Raw genomic sequence first — 26,982 nt, 5'->3', positions numbered from 1 at the left:
CAGCCGGGCAATGCGCCGGGACGGGCCCCGGGGTCAGGCCAGCGCCTTGGCGGCGGCCCGGCCGGCGGTGCGGCCGGAGAAGAGGCAGCCGCCCAGGAAGGTGCCCTCCAGGGAGCGGTAGCCGTGGACCCCGCCGCCGCCGAAGCCCGCGGCCTCGCCGGCCGCGTAGACCCCCGGGAGGGGCTCCCCCGCCTCGGTGAGGACGCGGGAGGAGAGGTCGGTCTGGAGGCCGCCGAGGGACTTGCGGGTGAGGATGTTGAGGCGTACGGCGACGAGCGGGCCGGCCGCGGGGTCGAGGATCGCGTGCGGTGCGGCGGCGCGGATGAGCCGGTCACCGAGGTAGGCGCGGGCGCCGCGGATGGCCGTGATCTGCGAGTCCTTGGTGAACGGGTTGGTGATCTCGCGGTCGCGGGCGGTCAGGGTGCGGTGCAGGGCGGCCTCGTCGATGAGGGGCTCGTCGGTGAGCGCGTTCATCCCGCGGACCAGGGCGGGCAGTTCCCGCTCGACCACGAAGTCGGCGCCCTGGTCCATGAACGCCTTGACGGGGGCGGGCACGTCGGCACGGGCCCGCTGGAGGACGCCGCGTACCGAGCGGCCGGTGAGGTCGGGGTTCTGCTCGGAGCCGGAGAGGGTGAACTCCTTGCCGATGATCCGCTGGTTGAGGACGAACCAGGTGTGCTCGTGCCCGGTCCGCATGATGTGCTCGAGGGTGCCGAGGGTGTCGAAGCCGGGGAAGAGCGGGACGGGCAGCCGGTTGCCGGTGGCGTCGAGCCAGACCGAGGAGGGACCGGGCAGGATGCGGATGCCGTGCCGGGCCCAGATCGGGTTCCAGTTCTCGATGCCCTCGGTGTAGTGCCACATGCGGTCGCCGTTGATGAGGTTGCCGCCGGCCTCGGCCGCCACGTCCAGCATCAGCCCGTCGACGTGCGCGGGGACACCGGAGAGCAGCTTCCTCGGCGGGGTGCCGAGCCGCTCGGGCCAGTTGCGGCGGACCAGGTCGTGGTTGCCGCCGATGCCGCCGGATGTGACGATCACGGCCTGGGCGCGCAGCTCGAAGGCCCCGGCGACCTCGCGGCTGCTGGCCCGCCCCCGGTCGGCGCCGGAGGGTTCCAGCACCTCGCCGGTGACGGTGTCGACGCTGCCCGCACTGCGGCCGAGCCCGGTGACCCGGTGCCGGAACCGCAGTTCGACCAGGCCGCGCGCGACGCCCTCGCGGACCCGGCGTTCGAAGGGCGCGACCAGGCCGGGCCCGGTGCCCCAGGTGATGTGGAAACGCGGGACGGAGTTGCCGTGCCCGCCCGCGTCGTAGCCGCCGCGTTCGGCCCAGCCGACGACGGGGAAGAACCGGACGCCCTGCCCGTGCAGCCAGGCCCGCTTCTCGCCGGAGGCGAAGTCGACGTACGCCTCGGCCCAGCGGCGCGGCCAGTGGTCCTCCTCGCGGTCGAAACCGGCGGTGCCCATCCAGTCCTGGAGGGCGAGGGCGTGGCTGTCCTTGATGCGCAGGCGGCGCTGTTCGGGGGAGTCGACGAAGAAGAGGCCGCCGAAGGACCAGTGCGCCTGGCCGCCGACGGACTGCTCGGGCTCCTGGTCCAGCAGGATCACCTTGCGTCCCGCGTCGACGAGTTCGGCCGTGGCGGCGAGCCCGGCGAGCCCCGCGCCGATCACGATCACGTCTGCGTCGTAGGCCATGTCCACGTCCTCGTTCCCTGGGGTTACCGGTGGGTCAGATCTTGTGCGGCGCCGGTGCGGGCGTCAACACCCGGGGCGGCCTCCGCCCGGACCCGTGCCGCCGGGCCCCCACCGAAGCTAATGCTGGACATTAATAATGCGCGGCATTACGCTGGGCCCATGGTCAGGGATGCGAGCGGGACGCGGGAGAAACTGGTGCGGGCGGCCGAGGAGGTCTTCGCCGCGCAGGGGGTGGACGGCGCGCAGCTCCGCGACATCACACGGCTGGCCGGACAGGCGAACCCGTCGGCGGTCCAGTACCACTTCGGTTCCCGGGCCGGGCTGCTGGACGCGGTCATGGCCGAGCGGCAGCGGCGTACGGAGGCCGTGCTGGCGGCGGAGCTGTCCGCGCGCGGGCTGAACGGCGACACCCGGGCGCCTGAGGGCGACCCGTCACCGGACCTGCTCCGCGCGCTGCTGGGCGCGCTGATCGCCGCCGAGGCGAGCGAGCTGGCCACCGGACGCGGCCGGCGCGGGCTGCGCGTCTCGGCCCAGCTCAGCCACGAGAGCGGGGTCCGCCGCCGCGTCCCGCACCCGACGCTCGCCGGCACCCGCTACTGGGAGGTGATCGGCCGGATCGAGGAATGCCTGACCTCGCTCCCGGAGCCGCTGCGGCTGGAGCGGCTGGACCTCGCGCTGACCCTGGTGGGCGCGGCTCTGGCCGACCGGGCCCGGCAGTACCTGGCGGATGCCACCCCTCTGACCGGCGAGCGGCTGTTCCTGGCCGACCTCGTCGAGACCACCGCATCACTGCTGCGGGCGACGGCACCCGCGGACGGAAGGACAGCGCCATGAACGACCTCAGCGGCAAGACCGTCATCATCACCGGCGGGGCCCGTGGCCTCGGGGCCGAGACGGCCCGGCAGGCGGTCGCGGCCGGAGCCCGCGTCGTCCTCGCCGACGTGCTGGACGAAGAGGGCGCGGCCACCGCCCGCGAACTGGGCGACGCCGCCCGGTACCAGCACCTCGACGTGACCCGTGAGGAGGACTGGCAGCGCGTGGTGGCGTACGCCCGCGCGGAGTTCGGCTCGGTCGACGGGCTGGTGAACAACGCGGGGGTCTCCACCGGGATGCTCCTGGAGACGGAGAGCGTCGAGCGGTTCCGCAGGGTCGTCGACGTCAACCTGACCGGTGTCTTCATCGGCATGAAGACCGTCGTCCCGGCGATGAGGGAGGCGGGCGGCGGCTCGATCGTCAACATCTCCTCGGCCGCCGGACTGATGGGCCTGGCGCTCACCTCCTCCTACGGCGCCTCCAAGTGGGGCGTGCGCGGTCTCAGCAAGCTCGCCGCCGTGGAGCTGGGCACCGACCGCATCCGGGTCAACTCCGTGCATCCGGGCATGACGTACACGCCGATGACCGCGGAGACCGGCATCCGGCCGGGCGAGGGCCACTACCCCAACACCCCGATGGGCCGGGTGGGCGAGGCCGGGGAGATCGCCGGGGCGGTGGTCTTCCTCCTCTCCGGCACCTCCTCCTACGTCACCGGCGCCGAACTGGCCGTGGACGGCGGCTGGACCACCGGGCCGACGGTGAAGTACGTCATGGGCCAGTGACCCGCCACCCGGACGACACCCCGCCCCCTGACCCGCCCGGGCCGGGGGCGGGGTGTTACATGGTCCGTATGGAGACTGAGCCGTCCGAGAACCCCGCCGAGGAACTGCTGGACGTGGTGGACGCCGAGGACCGGGTCACCGGGACCGCCCGGCGCGGCGAGGTCTACGCCCGGGGGCTGCGGCACCGGTGCGTCTTCGTCCGCGTCCGCGACGCCGGGGGACACACCTTCGTCCACCGCCGCACCGCCACCAAACTGCTGTATCCCTCCCGCTACGACCTCTTCGTCGGCGGCGTCGTCGGGGCCGGGGAGGAGTACGACGCGGCGGCGCTGCGGGAGGCCGAGGAGGAGCTGGGCGTCGACGGCCTCCCCGCCCCCACACCGCTCTTCTCCTTCCTCCACGACGACCCGGAAGGCCACGGCTCGTGGTGGTCGCGGGTCTACGAGGTGCGGTGCGAGCCGCCGGTGCGGCCGCAGGTCTCCGAGGTGGCCTGGCACGCCTTCCTCACCGACGAGGAGCTGGCCGCCCGGCTCCCGAAGTGGCCGTGGGTGCCCGACGGGCTCGCCGCCTGGCAGCTGCTGGCGGCCCGGGAGCGGGAGGGCCGGTGAGCCCCTGGTCCGACCTCAGGCTGTGGTGGTCGCCGACCCGGATCGCCGAGGAGGGCGACACCCCGGACTACCGCTTCTCCCTCGCCAACGAGCGGACCTTCCTCGCCTGGCTGCGGACCGCGCTGGCGCTGATCGCGGGCGGGTTCGCCGTGGACCAGTTCCTGCCCGGCCTCCCGGCGGCCTGGCGGATCACCCTGGCCCTCGGGCTGCTCGCCTCCGGCGTGCTCTGCGCGCTGCGCGCCGTCCACCACTGGGTGCGGTGCGAACGGGCCATGCGGCGCGGTGAGGATCTGCCCGTCTCTCGCTTCCCGGCGGTCCTGAGCCTGCTGGTGGCGGTGGTGGCGCTGGTCATGGTGGTGGTCGTGGTCTTCGGCTGGGCCGGGTGAGTACGCGGGCCGTGCGCGACCCGGGGCTCCAGCCGGAGCGGACCCGGCTCGCCTGGCGACGGACCACCCTCTCCTTCACGGTCGTCGCGGTGCTCGCCACCCGGGCCGCCGTGCACCGCTCCGGCGGCGCCGCGAGCGTGCTGTCGCTGGCCGCGTGCTTCCTGCTGTGGCTCGGCTTCGTCGCCCTGGCGCACCGGCGGGTCCGCGCCCTCGCCCCGGCCCGGCCCGTACCGCTGCCCGCGCCGGTCGCGGTGGGCGCGGTGTGCTGCGCGGTCGGGCTGGCGGTGTCGGCCGGGGTGCTGGTGGCCTCCCCCGCCTGACGCGTGAGGAGGTCACTCCCAGTCGACGGCGACCACGGTCCTGCCCTGCGAGCCGGGGTGCTCGGCGGCGGCCCGGTGGGCCTCGGCGGCCCGCTCCAGGGGGAAGGTGCGGGCCACGGTGACGCCGACCACCCCGGCCTCGGCAAGGCCCGCCAGGTCGGCGAGGTCGCGCGGGTCGGGGCGGACGAAGACGTAGAGGCCGCCCAGCGAGAGCACCTCGCCGTCGGCGACCGAGGCGAGCCGGCCGCCTTCCGCGAGCAGCGGCGGGGTGTCGGCCAGCGCCTGCCCGCCGACCGTGTCCAGCGCCGCGTCCACCCCCTCCGGCGCCAGCTCCCTCACGGCCGCGGCGAAGCCCTCCTCGTAGGCCACCGGTTCGGCGCCCAGCGCGCGGACCCGCTCGGCGGCGTCGGCCCGGGAGGCGCCGAGGACGCGGGCGCCGAGGTCGACACCGATGCGGACCGCCATCGAGCCGACCGCGCCGGCCGCCCCGTGCACCAGCAGGGTCTCGCCGCGCCGCAGCCCCAGCCACCGGCGCAGCGCCTGGAGGGCCGTGAGCCCGGCCAGCGGCAGCCCGGAGGCGGCCTGGAAGCCGAGGTTGCGCGGCTTGTGGGCGAGGGTGCGGACCGGGCAGGCCACGTACTGGGCGCAGGTGCCCTGGCTGAGCCAGTCCTTGCGGACGTAGCCGATGACCTCGTCGCCGACCGCGTACTCGTCGACCGACCAGCCGCGCTGCACGACGACGCCGGAGACGTCCCACCCGGGGATCACCGGGAAGGAGGTGTCGAGGAGCGGGGCGAGCAGGCCGGAGCGGCAGGCGAGGTCGACCGGGTTGACGGCGGTGGCGACCACCTTGACCAGGACGGCGTCGGGCGCCAGTTTCGGTTCGGGCAGGTCGCCGTACTCCAGGACCTCCGGGCCGCCGAAGGTGCGGTAGCTGATCCCCTGCATCTGCTGCCTCCCGGACCGCTGGGACGTGCCCCCCTCCTTCCGAGGCTCGGGGCCCGGGAGGCGGGCCGCAACCGGGCGGGGAGGCGGGCGGGGAGGCGATCCGGGTCACGTGGGGCTCCACCCCTGGACGGCATACCGACTGGTCGGCATCATGAGGGGCGACCCTGCCGTACCGCAGCACCCAGGAGCCACGATGAGCCCAGAGCGACCGGACATTCCCGCCCCGCAGGAGGACGGCGAGCACCCCTCCCCGCGTGGCCTGGACCTGCTCCGGCTGCGCGAGCACCTCGACGCGGAGCGGCCCGGGCTGGTCACCGGGCCGCTGACCGCCGGACTCATCGAGGGCGGCCGCTCCAACCTCACCTACGCGGTCACCGACGGCGCCTCGCGGTGGGTGGTGCGCCGGCCCCCGCTCGGCCACGTGCTGGCCACCGCCCACGACATGGCGCGGGAGCACCGGGTGATCAGCGCGCTGCGCGACACCCCGGTCCCGGTCCCGGGGACGGTGCTGCTCTGCGAGGACAGCGAGGTCCTGGGGGCGCCGTTCTACGTCATGGAGTTCGTCGAGGGCACCCCTTACCGCACCGCCGAGGAGCTGGCGGCGCTCGGTGAGCGGCGGACCCGGGAGGCGGTCCTCGGACTGGTCGACACCCTGGTCGACCTGCACGCCGTCGACCCGGCCACGGTGGGCCTCGCCGGCTTCGGACGGCCCGAGGGCTTCCTCGGCCGGCAGCTGCGCCGCTGGGGCAAGCAGCTCGACGCCTCCCGCGACCGCGAGCTGCCCGGCATCGACGCGCTGCACGCCGCCCTCGGCGAGGCGCTGCCGGACTCGGGCCCGGCCACCGTGGTGCACGGCGACTTCCGCCTCGACAACGCCCTGATCGGCCCGGACGACCGCGTCCGGGCCGTCCTCGACTGGGAGATGTCCACGCTCGGCGACCCGCTGACCGACCTGGGTCTGCTGGTCATGTACAGCACGCCGCTCCGGCTGCCTGGCTCGCCCATCGGCACCACCGCCGGGGCACCGGGCCACCCCTCCCCCGCCGAACTGGTCGCCCGGTACGCCGAGCGGTCCGGCCGGGACACCTCGGCGGTCTCCTGGTACACGGCCTTCGCCTGGTTCAAGCTCGCCGTGATCCTCGAAGGCATCCACTACCGCTGGACGCTCGGCCAGACCGTCGGCGCGGGCTTCGACCGCATCGGGGAACTCGTCCCCGTCTTCATCGAGCACGGTCTCACCACCCTCCAGGAAGGCTGACCATGGACTTCGCGTACGACGCGCGCACCGAGGAACTCCGCACGAAGCTGCTCGCCTTCATGGACGAGCACGTCTACCCGGCCGAGGCCGTCGCCGACGAGCAGCGGAACCGGCTCGCCTCCCCGTGGGACGAGCCGCCGGTGGTCGGCGAGCTGAAGGCGGAGGCGAAGCGGCAGGGCCTGTGGAACCTCTTCCTCCCCGACCGCCGGTACGGCGCCGGGCTCACCAACCTCCAGTACGCGCCGCTCGCCGAGATCACCGGCCGCTCCCCGCAGCTGGCGCCGACCGCGCTGAACTGCGCGGCGCCGGACACCGGCAACATGGAGCTGCTGGCCGAGTTCGCCGACGAGGCGCAGCGCAAGGAGTGGCTGGAGCCGCTGCTCGCCGGGGAGATCCGTTCGGCCTTCGCGATGACGGAGCCGGAGGTGGCCTCCTCGGACGCCACCAACATCACCACCCGGATCGAGCGGGACGGCGACGCGTACGTGGTCACCGGCCGCAAGTGGTACATCTCCGGGGCGATGAACCCCGACTGCGGGATCTTCATCGTGATGGGCAAGACCGACCCCGACGGCGCCGACCTCCGCCGCCAGCAGTCGATGATCCTGGTCCCGCGCGACACCCCCGGCGTGACGGTGAAGCGGGCGATGCGGGTCTACGGCTACGAGGACCACTACCACGGCGGCCACGCCGAGGTCGTCTTCGACCGGGTCCGGGTCCCGGCGGCCAACCTGGTCGGGGAGGAGGGCGGCGGCTTCGCGATCGCGCAGGCCCGGCTCGGGCCCGGCCGCATCCACCACTGCATGCGGCTGATCGGCATGGCCGAGCGGGCGATCGAGCTGATGTGCCGCCGGGCGGTGGCGCGGGAGGCGTTCGGCAAGCCGCTGGCGGCGCAGGGCGTGGTGCACAACTGGATCGCGGACGCCCGGGTGAGCGTGGAGCAGTTGCGGCTGCTGGTGCTGAAGACGGCCTGGCTCATGGACACCGTCGGCAACCGGGGCGCGCACACCGAGATCCAGGCCATCAAGATCGCGACGCCGCGCGCGGTGGTGGACATCATCGACCGGGCGGTGCAGCTGCACGGTGCGGGCGGGGTGAGCCAGGACTTCCCGCTGGCCGAGCTGTGGGCGGCGGCCCGCACCCTGCGGCTGGCCGACGGCCCCGACGAGGTGCACCAGCGCTCGCTGGCCCGCCGGGAGCTGAAGCGCCACCGCTGACCTCCACGACGGCGCAGGCCCCCGCCCGGGGACCGGGCGGGGGCCTGCGCGTGGCCGTGGCGGGGGCTCAGGTGCCCGGGTGGGTGAGGGCGCGCAGCAGCAGGTCGGCGAGGTGGCTGGCGACCTGCTGCGGGGTGAGCGGCCCGTCGGGGCGGTACCACGTGGACAGGTGGTGGACGGAGCCGAAGTGGTAGTCGACCACCAGGTCGGCGGGGATGTCGCGGGTGAAGACCCCGGAGCGCTGCCCCTCCTCGACCAGTGCGCGGAACCGTTCGTGGTAGCGCCGCCGTTCGGCCCGGACCTGCTTGTTCTTCTCCGGGCTGAGCTGGTGCATGGAGCGGAAGAAGATGGACGCGTCGTCGAGGTTCTCGATGGTGGTGACGACGACGTCGGCGGCGGCCGCGCGCAGCCGCTCCTCGACGGGCTCCTGGGAGCCGGCGTACATGTCGAGGCGCTCCTGCTGGAGTCTCAGGAGCCGCGCGTAGACCTCCTGGAGGAGGTCCTCCTTGGAGCCGAAGTAGTGGTAGAGGGCGCCCTTGGTGACGCCGGCCGCCTCGACGATCTCCTGCACGGAGGTGCGGTCGTACCCCTGGTCGGCGAAGAGGCGGGTGGCGGCGGCCAGCAGCCGCCGGGGTACGGGCGTGCCGTCGCCCTCCGGGTTTCCGGGCGTGTTCTTGGGCACTGCGCCGCCACCTTCCTCTCTGCCGGCCGCGCCTACGCGCGGCCTTCCGTCTCGGTACCGCCGGAACCGGCGCCGCTCGGTGCGCGCAGTTCCCGCCGGAGGATCTTCCCACTGGAGGTCTTCGGCAGCTCGGGCAGGACCCGGACCTCGCGCGGATACTTGTACGCGGCGAGCCGCTCCTTGCAGTGGGCGACCAGGTCGGCGGGGGCGACGGCGGCGCGCAGGCTGACGTAGGCGCGGACGGTCTCGCCCCGGTACGCGTCGGGGACACCGACGACGGCGGCCTCGCGGACGGCCGGGTGGGTGTGGAGGACGTCCTCGACCTCACGCGGCCAGACCTTGAAACCGGAGGCGTTGATCATGTCCTTCTTGCGGTCGACCACGTACAGCCAGCCGTCGCGGTCCATGAAGCCGATGTCACCGGTACGCAGTTCACCGCCGGGGAAGGTCTCGGCGGTGGCTTCCGGGCGGCGCCAGTAGCCGGGGACGACCTGGGGGCCGCGCACCGCGATCTCGCCCTGCTCCCCGAAGGGCACCTCGTGGCCCTCGGGGTCGAGGACGCGCACCACCGAGTCGGGGCCGGGTACGCCGACGGCGAGGGTGCCGGAGGCCGGGTCGACGGGGGCCTCGCGGCCGGGTGGGACGGACGCGCAGGGGGCGGTGCACTCGGTGAGGCCGTAGCCGTTGTGCAGGTAGGGGCCGAAGCCGGCGCGGAACTTCTCGACGAGGGCGGGTGGCAGCGGGGCGCCGCCACTGGAGATGAGGACGAAGGACGAGAAGTGGTCCCGGGTGGCGGCCGGGTGCGCGGCGAGCGCCATGAAGGCGGTGGCGGGACCGACGGTGTAGGCGGGCCGGTGCTCGGCGAAGGCGTCGAGGACGGCGCCGGGCTCGAAGCGGTGGGCGAGGGCGAGAGTGCCGCCGTTCAGGACGCAGGCGGCGAACTGGGCGACCATCCCGGTGATGTGGAAGAGGGGGGCGAGGGCGAAGTAGGTGGAGCCCTCGGGGATGCGGGAGCCGGTGCGCTGGCGCTCGGCGTTGTAGGTGATGTTGCCGTGGGTGTTGGTGGCGCCCTTGGGGGTGCCGCTGGTGCCGGAGGTGTAGCTGATGAGGGCGATGTCCTCGGCGGTGCGCTCGCGCCCCTCGGGGGCGCGGTGCCCGGCGCGGGCGACGGCCAGCAGGTCCTCGGTGTCGGCGGGCGCCGGTACCGGCTCGAAGGTGAGGACCCGGTCGTCGTCGCGGCTCTGGAGCTGCCGCTCGTCGGCGGTGAGGACCAGGCGTACGGCGGTCCCGGCGGCGGTCTCGCGCAGGTACGCCTCCCAGGCGCGGTCGGCGCAGACCAGGCCGCTGACCTCGGCGTCGGCGAGAAGGTGGGCGACCTCGCCGGTCCTGTACATCGGGTTGACCGGGACGACGACGCCGCCGGCCTTCCAGACGCCGAGGACGGCGAGGACGAAGTGCGGGCCGTTCTGGAGCATGACGGCGACGCGGTCGCCGGGGCCGATGCCGTGGGCGGCGAGGTGTCCGGCGACGGAGTCGCTGAGCAGGTCGGCCTCGCGGAAGTCGGTCCGGCCGTCGAAGTAGGCGAGAGCGGTGCGCTCCGGATGGCGGGCGGCGCCGGCGCGGAAGGCGTGGACGACCGTGGGCGGGGGCGCGACAGGAGCCCTCTGGGCGTCGTCGAGGAGCGCGAGCCACGGTCTGGCGTCGTAGCCGCGGCGGGGGGCGGTCGTCATCGGCCGGCTCCTTCCCAGGTCTGCTGCAGGTGGTTCATGGAGCCGAGCCAGCGTTCGGGGTCCTTGGCGCGGGCCGCGTAGTACCCGGCGACCTCGGGGTGCGGAAGGATCAGGAAGCGGTCCTCGGCGATGCCCGCGAGCAGTGCGTCGGCGACGTCCTCGGGGTCGATGGCCGAAGGAGCGAGGACCAGTTCTCCGGCCGACCCGGCGGCGGTGAGCATGTCGGTGCGCACGCCCTGCGGGCAGATGGCGTGGACCTTGAGGCCGCGGTGGCGGTAGGTCAGCGAGAGCCATTCGGCGAAGGCGTGGGCGCCGTGCTTGGAGACGCTGTAGGGGGCGGCGCCGATCATGGTGAGCAGCCCCGCGGCGGACACGGTGGAGACGAAGCGGCCGTGGCCGCGCTCCAGCCAGCCGGGGAGCAGGGCGCGGGCGGCGCGGACGTGGGCCATGACGTTGACGTCCCAGGCGGCGGCCCAGATCTCCTCCTCGGCGTCCTCGGCGCCCGGCGAGGTCAGACCCGCGTTGGCGCACCAGGTGTCGACGGTGCCGCCGAGGGCGTCGCGGGCGGCCTCGACCACGGTGGAGGCGTCGCCCCAGACCGGGGTGGCGCCGGTCCGCTCGGCGGCCTCCCTCGTACGGGCCTCGTCGAGGTCGTTGACGACGACGCGGGCGCCCTCGCGGACGAAGCGCTCGGCGAGGGCGGCGCCGATGCCGCCCGCGGCTCCGGTGACGACTATTCCCGTTCCCTGCACGGCGGAAGTGTCCACGTGGCTCCCATTCGGCGATCTGCCTGCGACTGGCCTGGCCCTTGGCAGACTAACCAGTCGGTATGTGCTTGGGAAGGGGCGCCCGGGTCTCGCCAGAGCCCGGGAACGGGGGTCGCCCGCACGGGCGGAGCGGCGCCCGGGCCTTTGGTGCCCGGGCGCCGGTGGGGGCTCGAACGCCGGCCGGGCTGTCAACGGCGCCTGCCCGGCCCGGAGAGCGTGGCCCCCGGGGCGTTCCGCCTCAAGCGCCGGCCGGACCGGCACCGGGTGCCGCCTCCTCCAAGGCGTCGACCGTGCCGGACATGATCGTGCGGAGGTGGGCGGTGAGGTGGTCGAGGGGCCAGTCCCACCAGGCGAGCGCGAGGAGCCGGGCGGTGTCACGCGCGTCGTAGCGGTGGCGGATGACGCGGGCGGGGTTGCCTCCGGCGACGGCGTAGTCGGGGATGTCGCCGGTGACCACGGAGCCGGCGGCGATGATCGCTCCGTGGCCGATGCGGACACCGGGCATCACGGTCACCCCGTAGCCGGTCCAGACGTCGTTGCCGAGCACGGTGTCGCCGCGCGCGGGCAGGTCGGCGAGGAGGTCGCGGTGGTCGGTCCAGGAGCCGCCCAGCATCGGGAACGGGAAGGTGGAAGGGCCGTCCATACGGTGGTTGGCGCCGTTCATGAGGAACCGCACGCCCTGGGCCAGCGCGCAGAACTTCCCGATCACGAGCTTCTCGGGGCCGTAGTGGTACAGGACGTTGCGGGTCTCGAAGGCGGTCGGCTCGTGGGGGTCGTCGTAGTAGGAGAACGCGCCGGCCTCGATCAGCGGGGAGGTGATGAGCGGCTTCAGCTGCACCACGCGCGGCTGGCCGGCCATCGGGTGCAGCACGGTCGGGTCGGCGGGGGCCGGGAGCGGGGGCATGGGCGGGGTCCCTTCGTGAGGGTGGTTCGGGTTCCGGTGGCCGCGGGGCCGGAGTCGGCGGGAGATCAGCGCGCGGACGCGGCCGGCGGGGGCGCGCTGAGGGTCAGGCGGTCGCCGCGCCAGCGCCGGCACAGGCGGCGGTCGTGGCTGACGACGACGAGGGCGCCCCCGTAACCGTCCAGCGCGGCCTCCACCTCCTCGGCCAGGGCGGGCGAGAGGTGGTTGGTCGGCTCGTCGAGCAGCAGGACGTCCGCGGGCCGGCCGAGCAGCCGGGCCAGGGCGAGGCGGCGGCGCTGCCCGGTGGAGAGGCGGCCGACGGGCACCGCGAAGTGCTCACGGGCGAAGAGCCCGAGGGAGAGCAGGTGCGCGGCGTGGTCGGCCCGGTCGCCGGGCCGGTCTCGGGCGAAGGCGGCCAGGACGGTCTCGTCCGGCCGGCCCGGCCTCGACTCCTGGGCCAGGTGGCCGAGGCGGCCGCGCCTGGTGACGGTCCCGGAGTCGGGGGCCAGCTCCCCGGCCAGGGCCTGGAGCAGGGTGGACTTGCCCGCGCCGTTGGCCCCGGTGACCAGCAGGCGCTCGCCGGCCTTCAGGGCGAGGTCCGTGCGGCCGAGCCGGCCCCGGACCGCGACACCGGCTGCCGCCAGCAGGGTGCCCTCCAGGCGGCCGGTGGGCAGGGCCGGGGTGAAGCGCAGCGGCTCGGGCGGCGGCGGGACCGGGTCGGCGAGCAGGCGGCGCAGCCGTTCCTCGGCGTTGCGCACCCGGCCCGCCAGGGACTGCTGCACGCGGCCGCCCGCCCGGTCGTAGGCCATCTTGTTGCCGTCCTGCGCGGGGCGGCCGGGAGCGACCCGGCGGGCGGTGGTCGAGGCGGCCTCGCGGAGCCGGTCGGTCTCGGCGCGCCACCGGTCGTACTCCTGGGCCCAGCGGCGCCGGCCGGCGGCCTTCTCGGCGAGGTGGCCCGCGTAGCCGCCGCCGAAGCGGACGACGCGGCGCCGGTCGGCGTCCACCTCCAGCAGGCTGGTGGCGACGCGGTCGAGGAAGTCCCGGTCGTGGGAGACGGCGACCAGGGTGCCGCGCCGGGTGCGCAGGTGCTCCTCCAGCCAGTGCAGGGCGGCGGCGTCGAGGTGGTTGGTGGGCTCGTCGAGGAGCAGGATCTCCGGCGCGCCCGCCAGCAGGGCGGCCAGCCGCAGCCTGACCTGCTCACCGCCGGAGAGGGTGCCGACGGCGCGGTCGCGGTCGACCAGGCGCAGGCCGAGGCCGCGCAGGGCTCGCTCGGCCCGGGCGTCGGCGTCGTAGCCGCCACGCAGTTCGAAGACGGTCAGCAGGTCGCCGTACTCGGCCATGCCCGACTCGTCGCCCGCGGCCATGGCCGCCTCCAGGCTTCGCAGGCGGCGTTCGACGGCGCGCAGTTCGGTGAGGCCCCTGTCGAGGACCTGCTGGACGGTCATCGACCCGGGCAGCCGCTCCTCCTGGGCGAGATGGCCGACACCGCCGGACGCCTGGACGACGGTCTCGCCCCGGTCGGGACGCTCCTCACCGGCGAGGAGGCGCAGCAGGGTGCTCTTGCCGGAGCCGTTCTCGCCGATGATCCCGGTGCGCTCACCCGCGCCGAGGGAGCAGGTGACCGAGTCGAGGACGGGACGGCCGTCGAAGGACTTGCTGACGTCGAGCGCGGTGATCTGTACGGGCACGGGGGTTCTCCGAAACGTTCGAGGACGGGGCGGCCCACGGGGACCGGACGGCCGGGGGAACGCTTCGCAGGAACATCGACCACTCCACTAGTGCGACAACTGATGCATTAGGATGCTGCCACAGCGGCGACGCCCGCGCAACGGATATCGGCGAGGGGGAGACGCGACGATGACTTCCGAGACACCCGGCCCGAAGACGGCCCGGCCGCCGGACCCCCGCCCGCGCCCCGGCGGCCGCACGGCCCGCACGCGCCGCCAGGTGCTGGACGCGGTCCTCGCGGAGCTGGGTGACCACGGGTACGACGGGCTGACCGTGGAGGCGGTCGCGGGCCGCGCGGGAGTGCACCGCACCACGGTGTACCGGCGCTGGCGGGATGTCGGCGGCCTGCTCGCCGACGTGCTCGACGCGGCGGGCGCGGACGACTGGGCGGCTCCGGACACCGGCTCGCTGGAGGAGGACCTGACCGGGCTGAACGACGAGATCCACGACGCCCTGACCGCGCGGCCGCCTGTCGTCCCCGCCCTGATCGCCGCCTCGTTCCGCTCGCCGCAGGCCGCCGAGGCGCAGCGGCGCCTGTGGGACGACCGGTACGCGCGGTGCGAGGTGGTCGTGGAGCGGGCCGTGGGGCGCGGCGAGCTGCCCCCCGGGACAGCGGCCCGGCCGCTGCTCGTCGCGGCCACCGCTCCGCTCTACCACCAGCTCCTGCTGCTCGGCGACGCCTCCGATCCGCACCTGGCCCGCCGCTCGGCCAGGGCGGCGGCGCGCGCGGCGGCCGCGGGCGCCTTCACGGCAGACGGAACGCCGGGGGACGGCTGAGGCCGCCGCGACCAAGCGGAATACGATCGTCCGGCGCGGGTTCGTTCCCTGGGGGCGCTCGGCGCGTTAGCGTGCGTGCACATGACAGCCGTCGGTACCACGGAGGTCCCCGCATGACCCTGTCCAGACGCAGTCTGCTCGCCGCCACCACGGCCGCCGGAGCCCTGACGGCCACCGCCGCGGCCCCGGCCCCGGCCCACGGCGGTCCGCCGGGCCGGGGCGGGCGCGGGCTGCGCACCGGCTTCGAGCAGTTGGCCGACGGCGGCTACCGGGTGCTGGCGGGGCAGAAGGTCGGCGTGGTCACCAACCCGACCGGCGTCACCCGGGACGTGCGGCACATCGTCGACGTGATGCACGCCGACCGCCGGGTCGACCTGCGCGCGGTCTTCGGTCCCGAGCACGGCTTCCGGGGCACCGCGCAGGCCGGCGGCTCCGAGGGCCGCTACGACGACCCGGCGACGGGTCTGCCGGTCTACGACACGTACCTGACCTCGGGGCGGGAACTGGCCGACATCTTCACCGAGTCGGGCGTCGACACGGTCGTCTTCGACATCCAGGACGCGGGCGCCCGCTTCTACACGTACATCTGGACCCTCTACGACTGCATGGAGGCGGCCTCGCTCGCGGGCAAGCGGTTCGTGGTGCTGGACCGCCCCAATCCGCTCACCGGCCGCGAGGCGCTCGGCCCGGTGCTGCACAAGGAGTTCGCCACCTTCGTCGGGCGCGAGCCGATCTCGCAGGCGCACGGGATGACCGTGGCCGAACTGGCGGGGCTGTTCAACGGGGAGTTCCTGGCCCGTCCCGTCGAGCTGGAGACGGTGCGCATGACCGGGTGGCGCCGGGACGACTTCTACGACGCCTCGGGCCTGCCGTGGGTGCCGCCCAGCCCCAACATGCCGACCCCCGAGACAGCCGTCGTGTACGCGGGCACCTGCCTCTTCGAGGGCACCAACCTCTCCGAGGGGCGCGGCACCACGCGCCCGTTCGAGCTGATCGGCGCCGAGGGCGTCGACCACGCCTGGGCGGCCGCCGCCAACGGGCTGCGGCTGAAGGGCGTCCGCTTCCGCGAGGCGTACTTCGCGCCGTCCTTCTCCAAGTTCGCGGGGGTGACCGTCGGCGGGGTGCAGGTGCACGTCCACGACCGGGAGGTCTTCGACCCCGTCCGCACCGGGATCGGGCTGCTGGTGACGGCGCGCCAGGTCTGGCCGGGCTTCGCCTGGCGCGAGGACCACTGGATCGACAAGCTCACCGGCTCCACCCGGGTGCGCACCATGATCGACGCGGGGGCGACCACGGACGAGGTGGTGGCGGGCTGGCGTGCCGAACTGTCGGCGTTCCGGCGCACCCGGCGGGAGTACCTGCTGTACCGCTGAGGCGGGCACCGCGGCGGCGCCCCCGGCACACCTGGTGCCGGGGGCGTCGCCGTCCTCACCATCGGCGCCGGTCAGCCGTGGCCCGGGAACTCCGCCATCCGCCGGCAGGCCGGGCGGTTCCGCCACCGGATGTCCTCGTGGGTGAGGCCGCCCACGGCCCGCTGCACGATGCCGTCGGCACACCACTGGTCGCCCGCGTCGCGAGGCGTGAGCACCGCCGTGCCCGTGACGGCCACCGCCCGGCCGGCCAGTGGGCAGGTGGGGCGTGTCCGGGGACGAGCCGTCGCACACCTGGTCCTCCCGACGACGGCGAGCCGGAGGACACCGCCGGTACGCCGCCTCGCAGGTGACCACGCGTCACACGCGCCGGCCTCCCACGCCCGTGAACCGGCGGCGCGGACAGCCCGCGCGACGGAAGCGGAATGAACGGACTCGGCATGAATGGAGCCGCTTCGACGGCGCATACGTCCCTGTAACGACCTCGCTCCGACCGCACTCCGTCCGGGACCCCTTCCGTGGCGGCCCCCGGACGGCGGCGGCCGGGGTGGAGCCGGCGTTCCGATCACGGAGGTGCACCACCATGGCTGGTTTCCGGAGTCTGGCGAGACAGGTCCGCGACCCCCGCTGCGACCTGGCTCTGCGCCGCTACTCCCTGCGCAAGTGCCTCGAACGATTCGCCCCCTACGGCCACCGGGCGACCTGGGACCACCTGTGCTCCCGGCACCGCTTCGGCCCCGAGGACCGCTCCCCCGACCCGGCCCGGCTGGTGGCGGCCCTCGCCGAACTGGAGGAGGCGCGCGCCCTGTGGCTGGCCCACGAGGAGCGCTTCGCCGCCCGCAGGCGCCGCGAGAAGCACGACGGGCTGCGCCGCCCGGCCGGGGTCGACACCTGGCAGCGCCGCACCGGCAGCGGCTACGCCCTCGCCTGGTGCGACAACCCGGGCCTGCACCCCAGCCTTCCGCTCGCCGAGGTACTGCGCCGCCTCCTCGACGCCCTCGACCGGGAACCGGGCACCGGCTGCCCCGTCTGCGCCACGGCCCACCTCGCCTGGGGCGAGGGACCCGAACCGCACTGCGTCCGGTGCGGGATCAGTGTGCCGCGCGAACTGCTCACCCCCCGGGCCCTGGCCCAGGTCGCCACTCCCCTCCTGGCGGCCTGATCCCGACTCGGCCCCAGCCGCGCCCCGAGGGCGGCCGGGGCCGCGCCCACGGCGACGGGCGGGGTCAGTCCGGCACGGCGACGTCCGTGTGGACGGCCAGTTTGAACTCGGCGAGCGTCAGCGCCGCGGGCACCGGCACGTCACCCTTGGCCCGGGCGGTGACCTTCAGGCCGAGCGGGGTGTCCTTCCGGACGAAGATCTGCCACATGTACGTCCGGAACTGGTTGCCCCCGGTCGGCGCGGAGTCCGTCGTCGCCGTCGAGTCGTACCCGGTGGAGGCGCCGAGCGGATCCCGCACGAACCGGGCCCGGTACTCCACCGGCCGGCTGTCCGGCGCCCAGAACACCAGCGCCGAGAGCGTCCCCCACCCGTCGTGGCTCGGCACGATCAGCCCCGACTCCGGGTCGGGGTACTTCTTCCCCGGGTCGTGCATCCCCCACGGGTCGTACGACTCCTCGCTCTCCTCGTACGGAAAACGCACCAGGTGGTACCCGTCACTGTCGTAGACGACGCGCTGGTTCCCGGTCCGGGCGGCTTCCCACTTCAACGAGCAGACGGCCACTGCCATACGGCTCTCCCTCCCTCAGGATCGGCGACCTGCCCCTTACGTACCCGCGCCACCCCGCGCGCCACCGGGTGGCTGGGGGTACGCCTCGGGGCGTGCGCCCCGTCGAACACGCCACCTGGTGCGGGGACATGGAGCCCGCGCCCCCTTGCCCAGCGGCAGAACGCCCTCCTGGCCCGGGTCCCCCGCCCCCGGGCGGACGTGTCCTGTCCGTCCGGGAGAGACGGAGTTGTCGTGGCGGCGCCCACCGCGTCGTCCTCTTCGGCAGCGGCACGGTGGGCGCCCTCGCCGGCGGCCTGCTCGCCGACTCCTTCGGCCTGACGGTGCCGTTCCCCCTGGACGGGGCCCTGCTGGTCGTCGCCGCGGCCGGGGTGGCCGTGGTCTTCCACCGGACCCGGCGCTCCCCGCCCTGAACCTCTCCTACTCCCTGCGCCGCGCCCCCATCAGCCGCGACCCCGTCAGCGACGCGCCCACCGTGTCGTCCGGGTTGGACAGGACGCAGGTCTCCAGGGAGAGGCAGCCGCAGCCGATGCAGTCGGTGAGGTGGTCGCGCAGGCGGTGCAACTGGTTGATGCGCTCGTCGAGTTCGGCGCGCCAGACGTGCGAGAGGCGGGCCCAGTCCTCGTGGGTCGGGGTGCGCTCCTCGGGGAGTTCGGCGAGGGCGTCGCGGATGGTGGCCAGCGGGATGCCGACACGCTGGGCGGCGCGGACGAAGGCCACCCGGCGCAGGGTGTCGCGGTGGTAGCGGCGCTGGTTGCCCGAGGTGCGGCGGCTGGAGATGAGCCCCTTGGCCTCGTAGAAGTGCAGCGCGGAGACGGCGGCCCCGCTACGGGCGGAGAGCTGGCCGACGGTGAGCTCGTGGATCTTCTGCGGAATCTGCGGCACCCGCCCGACCCTACGCGGCGCGGGTGGACCGAGGACCCAAGCGCGGGCCCAGCGCTGGGTACGGGCCGGGGCGCCGGGGGTTCATTGACAGCCCGGAGCGGCCGGGACATGCTGAGCAAGCGCTTAGACATGTTGATGAGAGAGGTCGGGACATGGCAGAACCGAGGATCTTCGCATCGGTCGACGAACTGCGCGCGGCCGTCGGTGAGCGGCTGGGCCGCACCGACTGGCTGGAGATCACACAGCAGCGGATCGACCAGTTCGCCGAGGCGACCGGCGACCACCAGTGGATCCACGTCGATCCCGAGAAGGCGAAGGAGGGCCCGTTCGGCACCACCATCGCGCACGGGTACCTGACGTTGTCACTGCTGCCCGTCTTCGGCCCGCAGCTGATCGCCGTGGAAGGCGTGCGGATGGGGGTCAACTACGGCGTCAACAAGGTCCGCTTCCCCGCGCCGGTCCCGGTCGGCTCACTGCTGCGCGCCACCGCGCAGGTCACCGACGTCGCCGAGGTCGCCGGCGGGGTCCAGGTCACCACCGTCTTCACGGTGGAGCGCGAGGGCGGCGACAAGCCGGTCTGCGTCGCCGAGGCGGTCGTCCGCTACCACCTCTGACCAGCACGGGGCCGGCGCCCGCCGGCCCGCCCGTCCACGGCCCGCGGCGTCCGCGCCCGGGCCGTACGGGCGTTCACGCCTCGCGGGCGCCGACCATGCGCAGGACCAGGCCGGCGTGGAGCGCGCCGATCTCCTCCGGGGTGCGGGTGCCGCCGACCTTGAACCAGCGCGCCACGTCGATGCAGAGGGAGAGCACCGCCAGCGTGGTGCCGGGGATGTCGGGGACCTCGAACTCGCCGTCCCGCACCCCGTCGGAGATCATCTCGCGGACGGCCGCGTCGGTCCCCCGGCGCAGTTCGATGATCTCGGCGCGGTGCTCGGGCCCGAGCGCGTCGAGTTCGTACTGGACGACGCGGGCCGTGGTGTGGCGCAGTGCGTGCCAGCCGACGAAGGAACGGACGGCTCGGTCCAGGCGCTCGGCCGCGGTGCCCTCGCTGTCGGCGGCGTCCCGCATGATCTTCAGCGCCCGGTCGTGGCCGATGCGGCTGATGCGGTGGAGCAGTTCTTCCTTGGTCTTGTAGTGGATGTACAGGGCGGCGGGGCTCATGCCCGCGCGTCCGGCGATGTCGCGGGTGGTGGTGGCGTGGTAGCCGCGTTCGGCGAAGGCGTCGACGGCGGCGACCAGCAGCCTGCGCGCGGCGTCCGGGGTCACCTCGGCCCAGGCCGCGTCGTCCGTCTCGCCGGTCGCGGTCCCGTCGCCGCCCGCGCCCGGAACCGCCTCGTCCGGCCCCTCGGGCCCCTGCTCCACCGCGCTCATGCCTGCCCTTCCCTCCGTACCGGTGCCACACCATACCCTTGCCGCTGAGCAAGCGCTTAGCGCACGGGGCCGGCAGGGGGACGGCCGGTGCCCGCCGCCGCACCGCGGGCACCGATCCCGCCGTCCGCTCAGCCGGCCTGCGGGAACTCCACCAGGGCCCTGCCGCCCCGGCCGGCGATCATCCGCTCGAAGGCCGCGGGGATGTCGTCGAGCCCGATGCGGTCGGTCACCATCGAGGCGAGGTCGAGCCGCCCGGCGCGGATGTGCTCGGCCAGCACCGGCAGGTCGCGGACGGGGTCGGAGTCGCCGTAGACGCAGCCGGAGAGGGTGCGGCCCCAGTGGAAGAGCTCCAGGGCGTTGAAGGTGACCTGCTGGTCGGTGCCGCCGATGCCGACGACGGTGGCGCGGCCGCCGCGCCGGGTCGACTCCCAGGCCGTCCTGATGGTGGCGGCGCGCCCCACGCACTCGATCGCCACGTCGGCGCCCTCACCGCCGGTCAGGGCACGGATCTCCTTGGCGGTGGTGTCGGAGGCGACGACGAACTCGGTGGCGCCGGCCCGGTGGGCCAGCTCCCGCTTGGCCTCGGAGACGTCCACGGCGATCACCGTGCCGGCCCCGGCGATCCGGGCGGCCTGGAGGGCGGCCAGCCCCACTCCGCCGACGCCGAGGACCACGACGGACTCGCCTTGCCGGACGCGGGCGTTGTGGTGGACGGCGCCGTAGCCGGTCAGGACGGCGCAGCCGAGGAGGGCGGCCTCGGTCAGCGGTACGCCGTCGGGGACGGGCAGGACGCAGTTCTCCTCGACGACGGTCTCCTCGGCGAAGGCCGCGACGTTCAGGCCGGGGTGCAGGACGGTGCCGTCGGACGTGTGGGCGTGGGCCCGGGCTGCTCCGGCGAGGGCGTTGCGGCACAGCCACACCTCGCCCCGGCGGCAGGCGGCGCAGTCTCCGCAGGAGGGCGCCCAGTTGAGGACGACGCCGTCCCCGGGGGCGACCGAGGTGACGCCCTCGCCGACGGAGACGACCGTTCCGGCGCCCTCGTGGCCGAGGACGGCCGGGACGGGGACCGCCATGGTGCCGTCGGTCAGGGACAGGTCGGAGTGGCAGACCCCGGCGGCGGCGAGCCTGATCCGCACCTGGCCGGGGCCGGGGTCGGGCAGGACGATCTCACCGGTGGTGAGGGCGGAGCCGGTGGCGGGCAGGAAGGCGGCACGGACCACGTCGAGTTCTCCCGGCTGGTGGGTGAGGGCGGGTGGGCGGGTGGGCGGCGGCCAACCTAACGCCCCCGCCTCGGCGGGCACCAGGGTCGCGGTTCAGCCGCCCTGGCCCCCGGGCGGCCGGTCGAAGGCGCGGGCGAAGTAGGCGTGCAGCAGGGTGCGGGTCTCGGCGACCAGGGCCGGGTCGCCCGCCGGGTCGGTGCGGAAGGCCAGGTGCAGCAGGGAGTCGGTGGCCTCCACGCCGACCAGGACGGCACGGCGCAGGGCCTCGTCCAGCGGCCGTTCGAGGTGGGCGGCGAGCAGCACCGCGACCCGGTCGGCGACCTGGTGGTTGGCGTGGGGTTCGTCGGCGGTGGGGGGCGCGGGGACGCCGAAGTCGATGAGGGTGAAGCCGGGGACGGTCCGTTTCATGGTCAGGTACTCGTCCAGGCAGGCGTCGACGGCGCCGCGCCAGTCACCGCCCTCGACCTCGCCGACGCGACGGGCGATGCGGTCGGCGTACCGGTCGAGGTTGCGGTGGGCGAGGGCGTCGGCCAGGGCGCGCTTGTTGTCGAAGAACCGGTAGACGGAGCCGATGGGCACCTGGGCGCGGTCGGCGACGGCGCGCGTGGTGAGTTGTTCGTAGCCGACCTCGTCGAGGAGGTCGGCGCAGGCGTCGAGGATACGGACGAGCCGTTCGGCGCTGCGCTGCTGGACGGGAGCGCGGCGCAGGGAGGTGAGGTGCTGCACGGGTCCATGGTGCCCTCCCGGCGACCGCCCGCGCGAGCGTCGGGAGGGGCCGGGCCGGCGCGGAGGCTCAGGTGACGAGCAGGCCGAGCCCGCCCAGGGTGTGGACGAGCATGTGGGCGAAGAGCGGGAGTTGGCCGGTGACGGCGTGTTCGGGCGGCTGGAGGGGGACGGCCCGGTCGTGCTCGGCGACGACCCCGAGGACGTGGCCGGTGACGACGGCGCAGACCTGGAGGGCGGCCAGGGGGCCCGGTCCCAGGGGTGGCTCCCCGGACAGGCCCCGACGGCGAGGACGGCGAGGGACCTGCGGGTCCACGACATGCCCCGGGAGAGTGGAGCGATGTTCAGTCTCTGACAGTTCTTGTGCGCCCCCCGCGCACGGAGCCGTTCCGGCGGCCCGCGGGCCCGTCGCCCGGCGGTGGAGCGGAATCCGACGCCCCGCCGCCTCACCGGCACGCTTGTCACCGGAGCCACGCAATCCTATGGTGACGCAGAGGAATCAGCGGACGAGGGAGTCACCGGATGAGCGTCGACGGACACGGACCGGCCACCCCGGCGTACCTGGCCGGCTTCGGCAACGAACACAGCTCCGAGGCGGTCCCCGGCGCCCTCCCCGAGGGCCGCAACTCCCCGCAGCGCGCCCCGCTCGGTCTCTACGCAGAGCAACTCAGCGGCACCGCCTTCACCGAGCCCCGCGCCCAGAACCGCCGCTCGTGGCTCTACCGCATCCGTCCCTCCGCCGCCCACCCCGCCTTCGTCCGCGCGGAGAACGGCACGCTGCACGGCGGTCCGTTCACCGCCGCCGCCCCCGACCCCAACCGGATGCGCTGGGACCCGTTGCCCGACCCGGCCCCCGGCACCGACTTCCTGGCCGGCCTGTGGACCCTCGGCGGCAACGGCGACCCGGCCCGCCGCGAGGGCATGGCCGTCCACCTGTACGCCGCCGTCACCTCGATGGAACGGGTCTTCTCCGACGCCGACGGCGAGCTGCTGATCGTCCCGCAGGAGGGCACCCTGCGGCTGCGCACCGAGTTCGGCGTGCTGTCGGCGGGGCCGGGCGAGATCGCGCTGATCCCGCGCGGCGTCCGGTTCCGCGTGGAGCTGACGGGCACCTCGGCCCGCGGCTATGTCTGCGAGAACTTCGGCCGCCCCTTCCAGCTCCCCGACCTCGGCCCGATCGGCGCCAACGGCCTGGCCAACCCGCGCGACTTCCGCGCCCCGGTCGCCGCCTTCGAGGAGGTGGAGGGAGCCGTCGAGGTCGTCAACAAGTACTGCGGCAACCTCTGGCGGGCCACCTACGGCCACTCCCCGCTGGACGTCGTCGCCTGGCACGGCAACCACGTCCCGTACGTCTACGACCTACGCCGGTTCAACGTCATCGGCTCGATCAGCTACGACCACCCCGACCCGTCAATCTTCACCGTGCTCACCTCGCCCTCGGACACGCCGGGGCTGGCCGGGGTCGACTTCGTCGCCTTCGTGCCGCGCTGGCTGGTCGGCGAGGACACCTTCCGTCCGCCCTACTTCCACCGCAACGTGATGAGCGAGTACATGGGCCTGATCGACGGCGCCTACGACGCCAAGCGCGGCGGTGCGGGCGGTTTCGTCCCCGGCGGCGGCTCGCTGCACCCGATGATGTCCGCGCACGGCCCCGACCGGGACACCTTCGAGAGGGCGTCGGCGGCCGAGCTGAGGCCGCAGAGGATCGACGACGGTCTGGCGTTCATGTTCGAGACGCGCTGGCCCATCCTGCCGACCGCGCAGGCGGCCGGCGCAGCCCACCGGCAGCGCGGCTACGACGAGGTGTGGCAGGGCCTTCAGCGGCACTGGGGAACTGCGGGATGATCCCCTGAACCACCGGTGACCCGGCCGCCCCGCACCGGCGGCCGGGCCCGCCCGCCCCGTCCTCCCGGAGAAGCCGTGACCGCATTCGCACCGGACTCCATCGTCCTGAACCGGAAACTGCCGCTCTGGTACCAGGTCTCGCAGTCCCTGCGGGCCTCCATACTCGGCCGCTCCCCCGGCGGCCCGTTGCGGCTGCCCACCGAGGAACAGCTCGCCGCGCACTACGGCGTCAGCGTCCTGACGATGCGGCAGGCCCTGAAGGAGCTGGAGGACGAGGGGCTCATCAGCCGCCACCGCAGGCGCGGCACCTTCATCGAACCCAGCGCCCGCCAGGGCGCCCCGGTCCGCCTGCTCGGCTCGGTGGACGCGATCGTCGCCCAGCAGTCCGGCATGCGCACCCGCCTGCTCGGCCACGGCCCGGCGCCGGTCCCCCCGGACCTCGCCGAGCACTTCCCCGGCCGCACCGAGGTGACCGCCTACCACCGGCTGCGCCACGACGAGGAGACCGGCGAACCCACCAACCACGCCCGCAACTACCTGCCGCCGGAGATCGCGGCCCGGATCGACCCGGGCGACCTGGAGAACCAGCCGATGACCAAGGTGCTGCGGGACACCGTCGGCCTGGACATCGCCCGCATCACCGACACCGTCGAGGCCCGCCTCGCCGACCCGGAGACGGCCCGGCTGCTCGACGTGCCGCTGCTCAGCCCGATCCTGCACTACACCGGGATCACCGTGGACGGGGAGGGCCGCACCCTCGACGTGACCCGCATCCGCTACCGGGGGGACCGGTTCTCGTTCACGGTGACGCTGGACGCGTAGGGGGCTTCGACGTGCGGGACTCCGAAGAGGCCCGGCCCAAGGCGCCCGCGCGGGAGGGCGAAAAGAAAGGCAAGGAGCGTGTCCACGCTCCTTGCCACTCTCAACCTATAGCGCACAGGGGCCCTTGCGGCAAGGCCCCCTGTGCGGGGCAGAATCACGGGCCGTTCCCGTTCCCGCCGAAACGAGTGATGCACGCAGTGCCCACCCCTTTGTCCGGTCCTCCCGCCGCCTCCCCGGCCGCCGCCACGGCGTTCGCCCTCCCCGACCGCCTCGCCGCCAAGGCCGACCCGGCGCTGACCGCCCGCGACGAGCGGCACTTCGCGGCCGTCTCGGCCGCCCTCGCACGCTCGGCCGCCGAGCTGACGGCGAGCCTCCACACCGCCCTCCGCTCCCCCGGCGGGGCCGGCCGCGCCGCGATGGACCGGGACACGGAGGTCCACCGCCTCACCGCTCGCCTGCGGACCCTGAACCGCTTCGGCCTCGACCTGTGCCTCGGCCACTTCGTCCGCGAGGACGACCCCGAGCCCGTGTACATCGGCCGGATCGGCCTGACCGACGGTGACGGGAACCGCCTGCTGACCGACTGGCGCTCCCCCGCCGCCGAGCCCTTCTTCGCAGCCACCCACGCCCAGCCGATGGGCCTGGCCAGCCGCCGCAGGTACCGGTGGAGCGGCGGCCGGATCAGCGACTACTGGGACGAGGTCTTCACCGCCGACGGGCTGGAGGGGCACGCGGCGCTGGACGACCAGTCGGCCTTCGTCGCCTCCCTCGGTGCCCACCGTTCGGACCGGATGCGTGACGTGCTCGCCACCATCCAGGCCGACCAGGACGCGATCATCCGCGCGGGCTCCCGGGGCACCCTCGTGGTGGACGGCGGCCCGGGCACCGGCAAGACCGTGGTCGCCCTGCACCGCGCCGCCCACCTCCTGTACGCCGACCCGCGCCTGGGCCGCCGCCGCGGCGGCGTGCTCGTCGTCGGCCCGCACCAGCCCTACCTGAGTTACGTCGCCGACGTGCTGCCCGGCCTCGGCGAGGAGGGCGTGCGCACCTGCACCCTGCGCGACCTGGTCCCCGAGGGCGCGGACGCACGGCCCGAGACCGACCCGGAGGTGGCCCGGCTGAAGTCCTCCGCCGCGATGGTGCGGGCGATCGAGCCGGCCGTCGCCCTGTACGAGGAGCCGCCGTCCGAAGGCATGGAGGTCGTCACGCACTGGTCCACACTGTGGCTGAGCGCCGCCGGCTGGGCCGCCGCCTTCGACGCGGTGGAGCCCGGCACCCCGCACAACGAGGCACGGGGCCAGATCCGCGACGAACTCCTCGCCATCCTCACGGACCAGGACGAGAGCGGCGCCCCGCCCGCGCTGCTCCGCCGCTCGCTGCTGCGCAACCGGGAACTGATGGGCACCCTCAACCGTGCCTGGCCGGTCATCGAGGCGCCGGATCTGGTGGGAGACCTCTGGTCGGTCCCCGCCTACCTGCACCGGTGCGCCCCTCACCTGAGCCGCGAGGAGATCCGTGCGCTGCGACGCCCCGAGCCGCACGCCTGGACCCTCTCCGACCTGCCGCTCCTGGACGCGGCCCGGCAGCGGCTCGGCGATCCGGGGGCCTCCGTGCGCAAGCTCCGGCAGGACGCCGCCGTCGCCGCCGAGCGGGAGCGGCGCGCCGCCGTCGTCGACACCCTCGTACGGGCCGACGACGACGGGGAGGGCGCGGTGACGATGCTCCTCCACGACGACCTGCGGAGCGCCCTGACGGACGAGGGTGCCCGGCCGGAAGCCGGCGCGGAGCCACTCGACGGCCCGTTCGCGCACATCATCGTGGACGAGGCGCAGGAGCTGACCGACGCCGAATGGCAGATGCTCCGCTCACGCTGCCCCACGCGGAGCTTCACCGTCGTCGGCGACCGGGCCCAGGCCCGGCACGGCTTCGCCCAGCCCTGGCCCGAGCGGCTGGCGCGGGCGGGGCTCGACCGGATCACGGTGGCCTCCCTCGGCGTCAACTACCGCACCCCCGTCGAGGTGATGACCGAGGCCGAGCGGGTCATCCGCGCCGCGCTGCCCGACGCCAACGTGCCCGCCTCCGTGCGCGGTACCGGGGTGCCCGTCCACCACGGGCCGGTCGCGGACCGGGACGCCCTCCTCGACGCCTGGCTCGCCGAGCACGCCGAGGGCGTCGCCTGCGTCATCGGCGACCCTTCCTTCGAGGCGACCCCCCGGGTCCGCTCGCTCACCCCCGAACTGGCGAAGGGGCTCGAGTTCGACCTCGTGGTCCTGGTCGACCCGGAGAGGTTCGGCGAAGGCGTGGCGGGCGCCGTCGACCGCTATGTGGCGATGACCCGCGCGACTCAGCGCCTGGCGGTCCTCACCGGTCCCTGAGGCCTCGGACGGGCGGCGGCGCGCGGGCGGTTTGTACG

28 protein-coding genes and 1 pseudogene are annotated in these 26,982 nt (G+C 74.5%); 15 read left to right on the top strand and 14 right to left on the bottom strand.

The features are described 5' to 3' along the window. Window positions 1-33: 33 nt before the first annotated feature. The gene (locus Sdia_RS12875) at window positions 34-1,689 is read right to left on the bottom strand and encodes an FAD-binding dehydrogenase (protein WP_189500557.1); all 1,656 of its coding nucleotides are present in this window, start codon (window positions 1,687-1,689) and stop codon (window positions 34-36) included. Window positions 1,690-1,848: 159 nt separating this feature from the next. Here Sdia_RS12875 and Sdia_RS12870 point away from each other — a divergent pair, with 159 nt between their 5' ends. The 5 genes from Sdia_RS12870 (at window position 1,849) to Sdia_RS12850 (ending at window position 4,598) form a co-directional block, all read left to right on the top strand. Next, the gene (locus tag Sdia_RS12870) at window positions 1,849-2,523 is read left to right on the top strand and encodes a TetR/AcrR family transcriptional regulator (protein WP_100456060.1); all 675 of its coding nucleotides are present in this window, start codon (window positions 1,849-1,851) and stop codon (window positions 2,521-2,523) included. Then, window positions 2,520-3,284, top strand: a complete 765-nt coding sequence (locus Sdia_RS12865) for an SDR family oxidoreductase (RefSeq protein ID WP_100456061.1) — start codon at window positions 2,520-2,522, stop codon at window positions 3,282-3,284. Before Sdia_RS12870 ends, Sdia_RS12865 begins: the two co-directional genes overlap by 4 nt. Window positions 3,285-3,352: 68 nt before the next feature. After that, on the top strand, window positions 3,353-3,892 hold the full coding sequence (locus Sdia_RS12860) for an NUDIX domain-containing protein (protein ID WP_189500558.1): 540 nt from the start codon (window positions 3,353-3,355) through the stop codon (window positions 3,890-3,892). After that, window positions 3,889-4,278, top strand: coding sequence for a YidH family protein (locus tag Sdia_RS12855; RefSeq protein ID WP_189500559.1), 390 nt, complete (start codon window positions 3,889-3,891; stop codon window positions 4,276-4,278). Before Sdia_RS12860 ends, Sdia_RS12855 begins: the two co-directional genes overlap by 4 nt. Then, complete coding sequence (locus tag Sdia_RS12850) at window positions 4,275-4,598, top strand: DUF202 domain-containing protein (RefSeq protein WP_100456064.1); 324 nt, start codon at window positions 4,275-4,277, stop codon at window positions 4,596-4,598. The genes Sdia_RS12855 and Sdia_RS12850 overlap by 4 nt, the downstream gene beginning before the upstream one ends. A gap of 12 nt (window positions 4,599-4,610) precedes the next feature. Here the strand turns inward: Sdia_RS12850 and Sdia_RS12845 are convergent, their stop codons facing one another. Next, entirely contained in the window at window positions 4,611-5,546 is a 936-nt protein-coding gene (locus Sdia_RS12845; protein WP_100456065.1) for an NADP-dependent oxidoreductase, read from the bottom strand. 193 nt (window positions 5,547-5,739) lie between these two features. Between Sdia_RS12845 and Sdia_RS12840 the strand changes: the two genes are divergently transcribed. Continuing rightward, the gene (locus Sdia_RS12840) at window positions 5,740-6,804 is read left to right on the top strand and encodes a phosphotransferase family protein (protein ID WP_115068505.1); all 1,065 of its coding nucleotides are present in this window, start codon (window positions 5,740-5,742) and stop codon (window positions 6,802-6,804) included. Window positions 6,805-6,806: 2 nt separating this feature from the next. After that, a complete protein-coding gene (locus Sdia_RS12835) occupies window positions 6,807-8,021 on the top strand; it encodes an acyl-CoA dehydrogenase family protein (protein ID WP_100456067.1) in 1,215 nt (404 codons plus the stop codon). Window positions 8,022-8,088: 67 nt separating this feature from the next. Here the strand turns inward: Sdia_RS12835 and Sdia_RS12830 are convergent, their stop codons facing one another. The 5 genes from Sdia_RS12830 to abc-f form a co-directional block, all read right to left on the bottom strand. Then, window positions 8,089-8,703, bottom strand: a complete 615-nt coding sequence (locus Sdia_RS12830) for a TetR/AcrR family transcriptional regulator (protein WP_100456068.1) — start codon at window positions 8,701-8,703, stop codon at window positions 8,089-8,091. A gap of 32 nt (window positions 8,704-8,735) precedes the next feature. Then, a complete protein-coding gene (locus Sdia_RS12825) occupies window positions 8,736-10,433 on the bottom strand; it encodes a class I adenylate-forming enzyme family protein (RefSeq protein ID WP_189500560.1) in 1,698 nt (565 codons plus the stop codon). After that, the gene (locus tag Sdia_RS12820; protein WP_100456070.1) at window positions 10,430-11,200 is read right to left on the bottom strand and encodes an SDR family oxidoreductase; all 771 of its coding nucleotides are present in this window, start codon (window positions 11,198-11,200) and stop codon (window positions 10,430-10,432) included. Before Sdia_RS12820 ends, Sdia_RS12825 begins: the two co-directional genes overlap by 4 nt. A gap of 238 nt (window positions 11,201-11,438) precedes the next feature. After that, window positions 11,439-12,104, bottom strand: coding sequence for a CatB-related O-acetyltransferase (locus tag Sdia_RS12815; RefSeq protein ID WP_100456123.1), 666 nt, complete (start codon window positions 12,102-12,104; stop codon window positions 11,439-11,441). Window positions 12,105-12,169: 65 nt separating this feature from the next. Further along, window positions 12,170-13,789: a ribosomal protection-like ABC-F family protein gene (abc-f, locus tag Sdia_RS12810; RefSeq protein WP_189500561.1), complete on the bottom strand. Its 1,620-nt coding sequence runs from the start codon at window positions 13,787-13,789 to the stop codon at window positions 12,170-12,172. Between the two features lie 169 nt (window positions 13,790-13,958). Here abc-f and Sdia_RS12805 point away from each other — a divergent pair, with 169 nt between their 5' ends. Continuing rightward, the gene (locus Sdia_RS12805) at window positions 13,959-14,606 is read left to right on the top strand and encodes a TetR/AcrR family transcriptional regulator (RefSeq protein ID WP_100456072.1); all 648 of its coding nucleotides are present in this window, start codon (window positions 13,959-13,961) and stop codon (window positions 14,604-14,606) included. A gap of 113 nt (window positions 14,607-14,719) precedes the next feature. Then, the gene (locus Sdia_RS12800) at window positions 14,720-15,979 is read left to right on the top strand and encodes an exo-beta-N-acetylmuramidase NamZ family protein (protein WP_100456073.1); all 1,260 of its coding nucleotides are present in this window, start codon (window positions 14,720-14,722) and stop codon (window positions 15,977-15,979) included. 71 nt (window positions 15,980-16,050) lie between these two features. On the opposite strand, the gene Sdia_RS12795 is transcribed toward Sdia_RS12800, so the two are convergent. After that, the gene (locus Sdia_RS12795; protein ID WP_164356851.1) at window positions 16,051-16,194 is read right to left on the bottom strand and encodes a hypothetical protein; all 144 of its coding nucleotides are present in this window, start codon (window positions 16,192-16,194) and stop codon (window positions 16,051-16,053) included. 365 nt (window positions 16,195-16,559) lie between these two features. On the opposite strand from Sdia_RS12795, the gene Sdia_RS12790 reads away from it, so the two are divergent. Further along, a complete protein-coding gene (locus tag Sdia_RS12790) occupies window positions 16,560-17,138 on the top strand; it encodes a hypothetical protein (RefSeq protein WP_124288454.1) in 579 nt (192 codons plus the stop codon). A gap of 64 nt (window positions 17,139-17,202) precedes the next feature. Here the strand turns inward: Sdia_RS12790 and Sdia_RS12785 are convergent, their stop codons facing one another. Then, window positions 17,203-17,706 carry a hypothetical protein gene (locus tag Sdia_RS12785; RefSeq protein WP_100456076.1) on the bottom strand — a complete coding sequence of 168 codons (504 nt, stop codon included), beginning with the start codon at window positions 17,704-17,706 and terminating at the stop codon, window positions 17,203-17,205. Window positions 17,707-17,978: 272 nt separating this feature from the next. On the opposite strand from Sdia_RS12785, the gene Sdia_RS12780 reads away from it, so the two are divergent. Continuing rightward, on the top strand, window positions 17,979-18,116 hold the full coding sequence (locus Sdia_RS12780; protein WP_161499809.1) for a hypothetical protein: 138 nt from the start codon (window positions 17,979-17,981) through the stop codon (window positions 18,114-18,116). 7 nt (window positions 18,117-18,123) lie between these two features. Here the strand turns inward: Sdia_RS12780 and soxR are convergent, their stop codons facing one another. Further along, a complete protein-coding gene (gene soxR / locus Sdia_RS12775; RefSeq protein ID WP_100456077.1) occupies window positions 18,124-18,588 on the bottom strand; it encodes a redox-sensitive transcriptional activator SoxR in 465 nt (154 codons plus the stop codon). Window positions 18,589-18,740: 152 nt separating this feature from the next. On the opposite strand from soxR, the gene Sdia_RS12770 reads away from it, so the two are divergent. Beyond that, window positions 18,741-19,202, top strand: a complete 462-nt coding sequence (locus tag Sdia_RS12770) for a MaoC family dehydratase (RefSeq protein WP_100456078.1) — start codon at window positions 18,741-18,743, stop codon at window positions 19,200-19,202. 73 nt (window positions 19,203-19,275) lie between these two features. Here the strand turns inward: Sdia_RS12770 and Sdia_RS12765 are convergent, their stop codons facing one another. From Sdia_RS12765 to Sdia_RS12750, 4 genes and pseudogenes are all read right to left on the bottom strand, one after another. Next, window positions 19,276-19,959, bottom strand: a complete 684-nt coding sequence (locus tag Sdia_RS12765) for a TetR/AcrR family transcriptional regulator (RefSeq protein WP_100456079.1) — start codon at window positions 19,957-19,959, stop codon at window positions 19,276-19,278. 128 nt (window positions 19,960-20,087) lie between these two features. After that, window positions 20,088-21,179 carry a zinc-binding dehydrogenase gene (locus Sdia_RS12760; protein WP_100456080.1) on the bottom strand — a complete coding sequence of 364 codons (1,092 nt, stop codon included), beginning with the start codon at window positions 21,177-21,179 and terminating at the stop codon, window positions 20,088-20,090. 93 nt (window positions 21,180-21,272) lie between these two features. After that, on the bottom strand, window positions 21,273-21,905 hold the full coding sequence (locus Sdia_RS12755) for a TetR/AcrR family transcriptional regulator (protein ID WP_100456081.1): 633 nt from the start codon (window positions 21,903-21,905) through the stop codon (window positions 21,273-21,275). A 67-nt stretch (window positions 21,906-21,972) separates the two neighbouring features. Further along, a pseudogene (locus Sdia_RS12750) lies at window positions 21,973-22,170 on the bottom strand (hypothetical protein); the annotation flags it as partial. Between the two features lie 254 nt (window positions 22,171-22,424). Between Sdia_RS12750 and hmgA the strand changes: the two are divergent. The 3 genes from hmgA to helR all read left to right on the top strand — a co-directional run bounded on the left by hmgA (window position 22,425) and on the right by helR (window position 26,944). Further along, window positions 22,425-23,747 carry a homogentisate 1,2-dioxygenase gene (gene hmgA / locus Sdia_RS12745; protein WP_189500562.1) on the top strand — a complete coding sequence of 441 codons (1,323 nt, stop codon included), beginning with the start codon at window positions 22,425-22,427 and terminating at the stop codon, window positions 23,745-23,747. Between the two features lie 75 nt (window positions 23,748-23,822). After that, window positions 23,823-24,569 carry a GntR family transcriptional regulator gene (locus Sdia_RS12740; RefSeq protein WP_100456083.1) on the top strand — a complete coding sequence of 249 codons (747 nt, stop codon included), beginning with the start codon at window positions 23,823-23,825 and terminating at the stop codon, window positions 24,567-24,569. A 188-nt stretch (window positions 24,570-24,757) separates the two neighbouring features. After that, complete coding sequence (helR, locus tag Sdia_RS12735; protein ID WP_100456084.1) at window positions 24,758-26,944, top strand: RNA polymerase recycling motor ATPase HelR; 2,187 nt, start codon at window positions 24,758-24,760, stop codon at window positions 26,942-26,944. Window positions 26,945-26,982: the final 38 nt, after the last annotated feature.

Origin of the sequence: Streptomyces diastaticus subsp. diastaticus (assembly GCF_011170125.1) — a bacterium.
In the GTDB taxonomy this organism is placed as follows: Bacteria; Actinomycetota; Actinomycetes; order Streptomycetales; family Streptomycetaceae; genus Streptomyces; species Streptomyces diastaticus.
The sequence above is the reverse complement of the archived record's forward strand: the minus strand, read 5'-3'. Positions and strand labels throughout refer to the sequence as shown.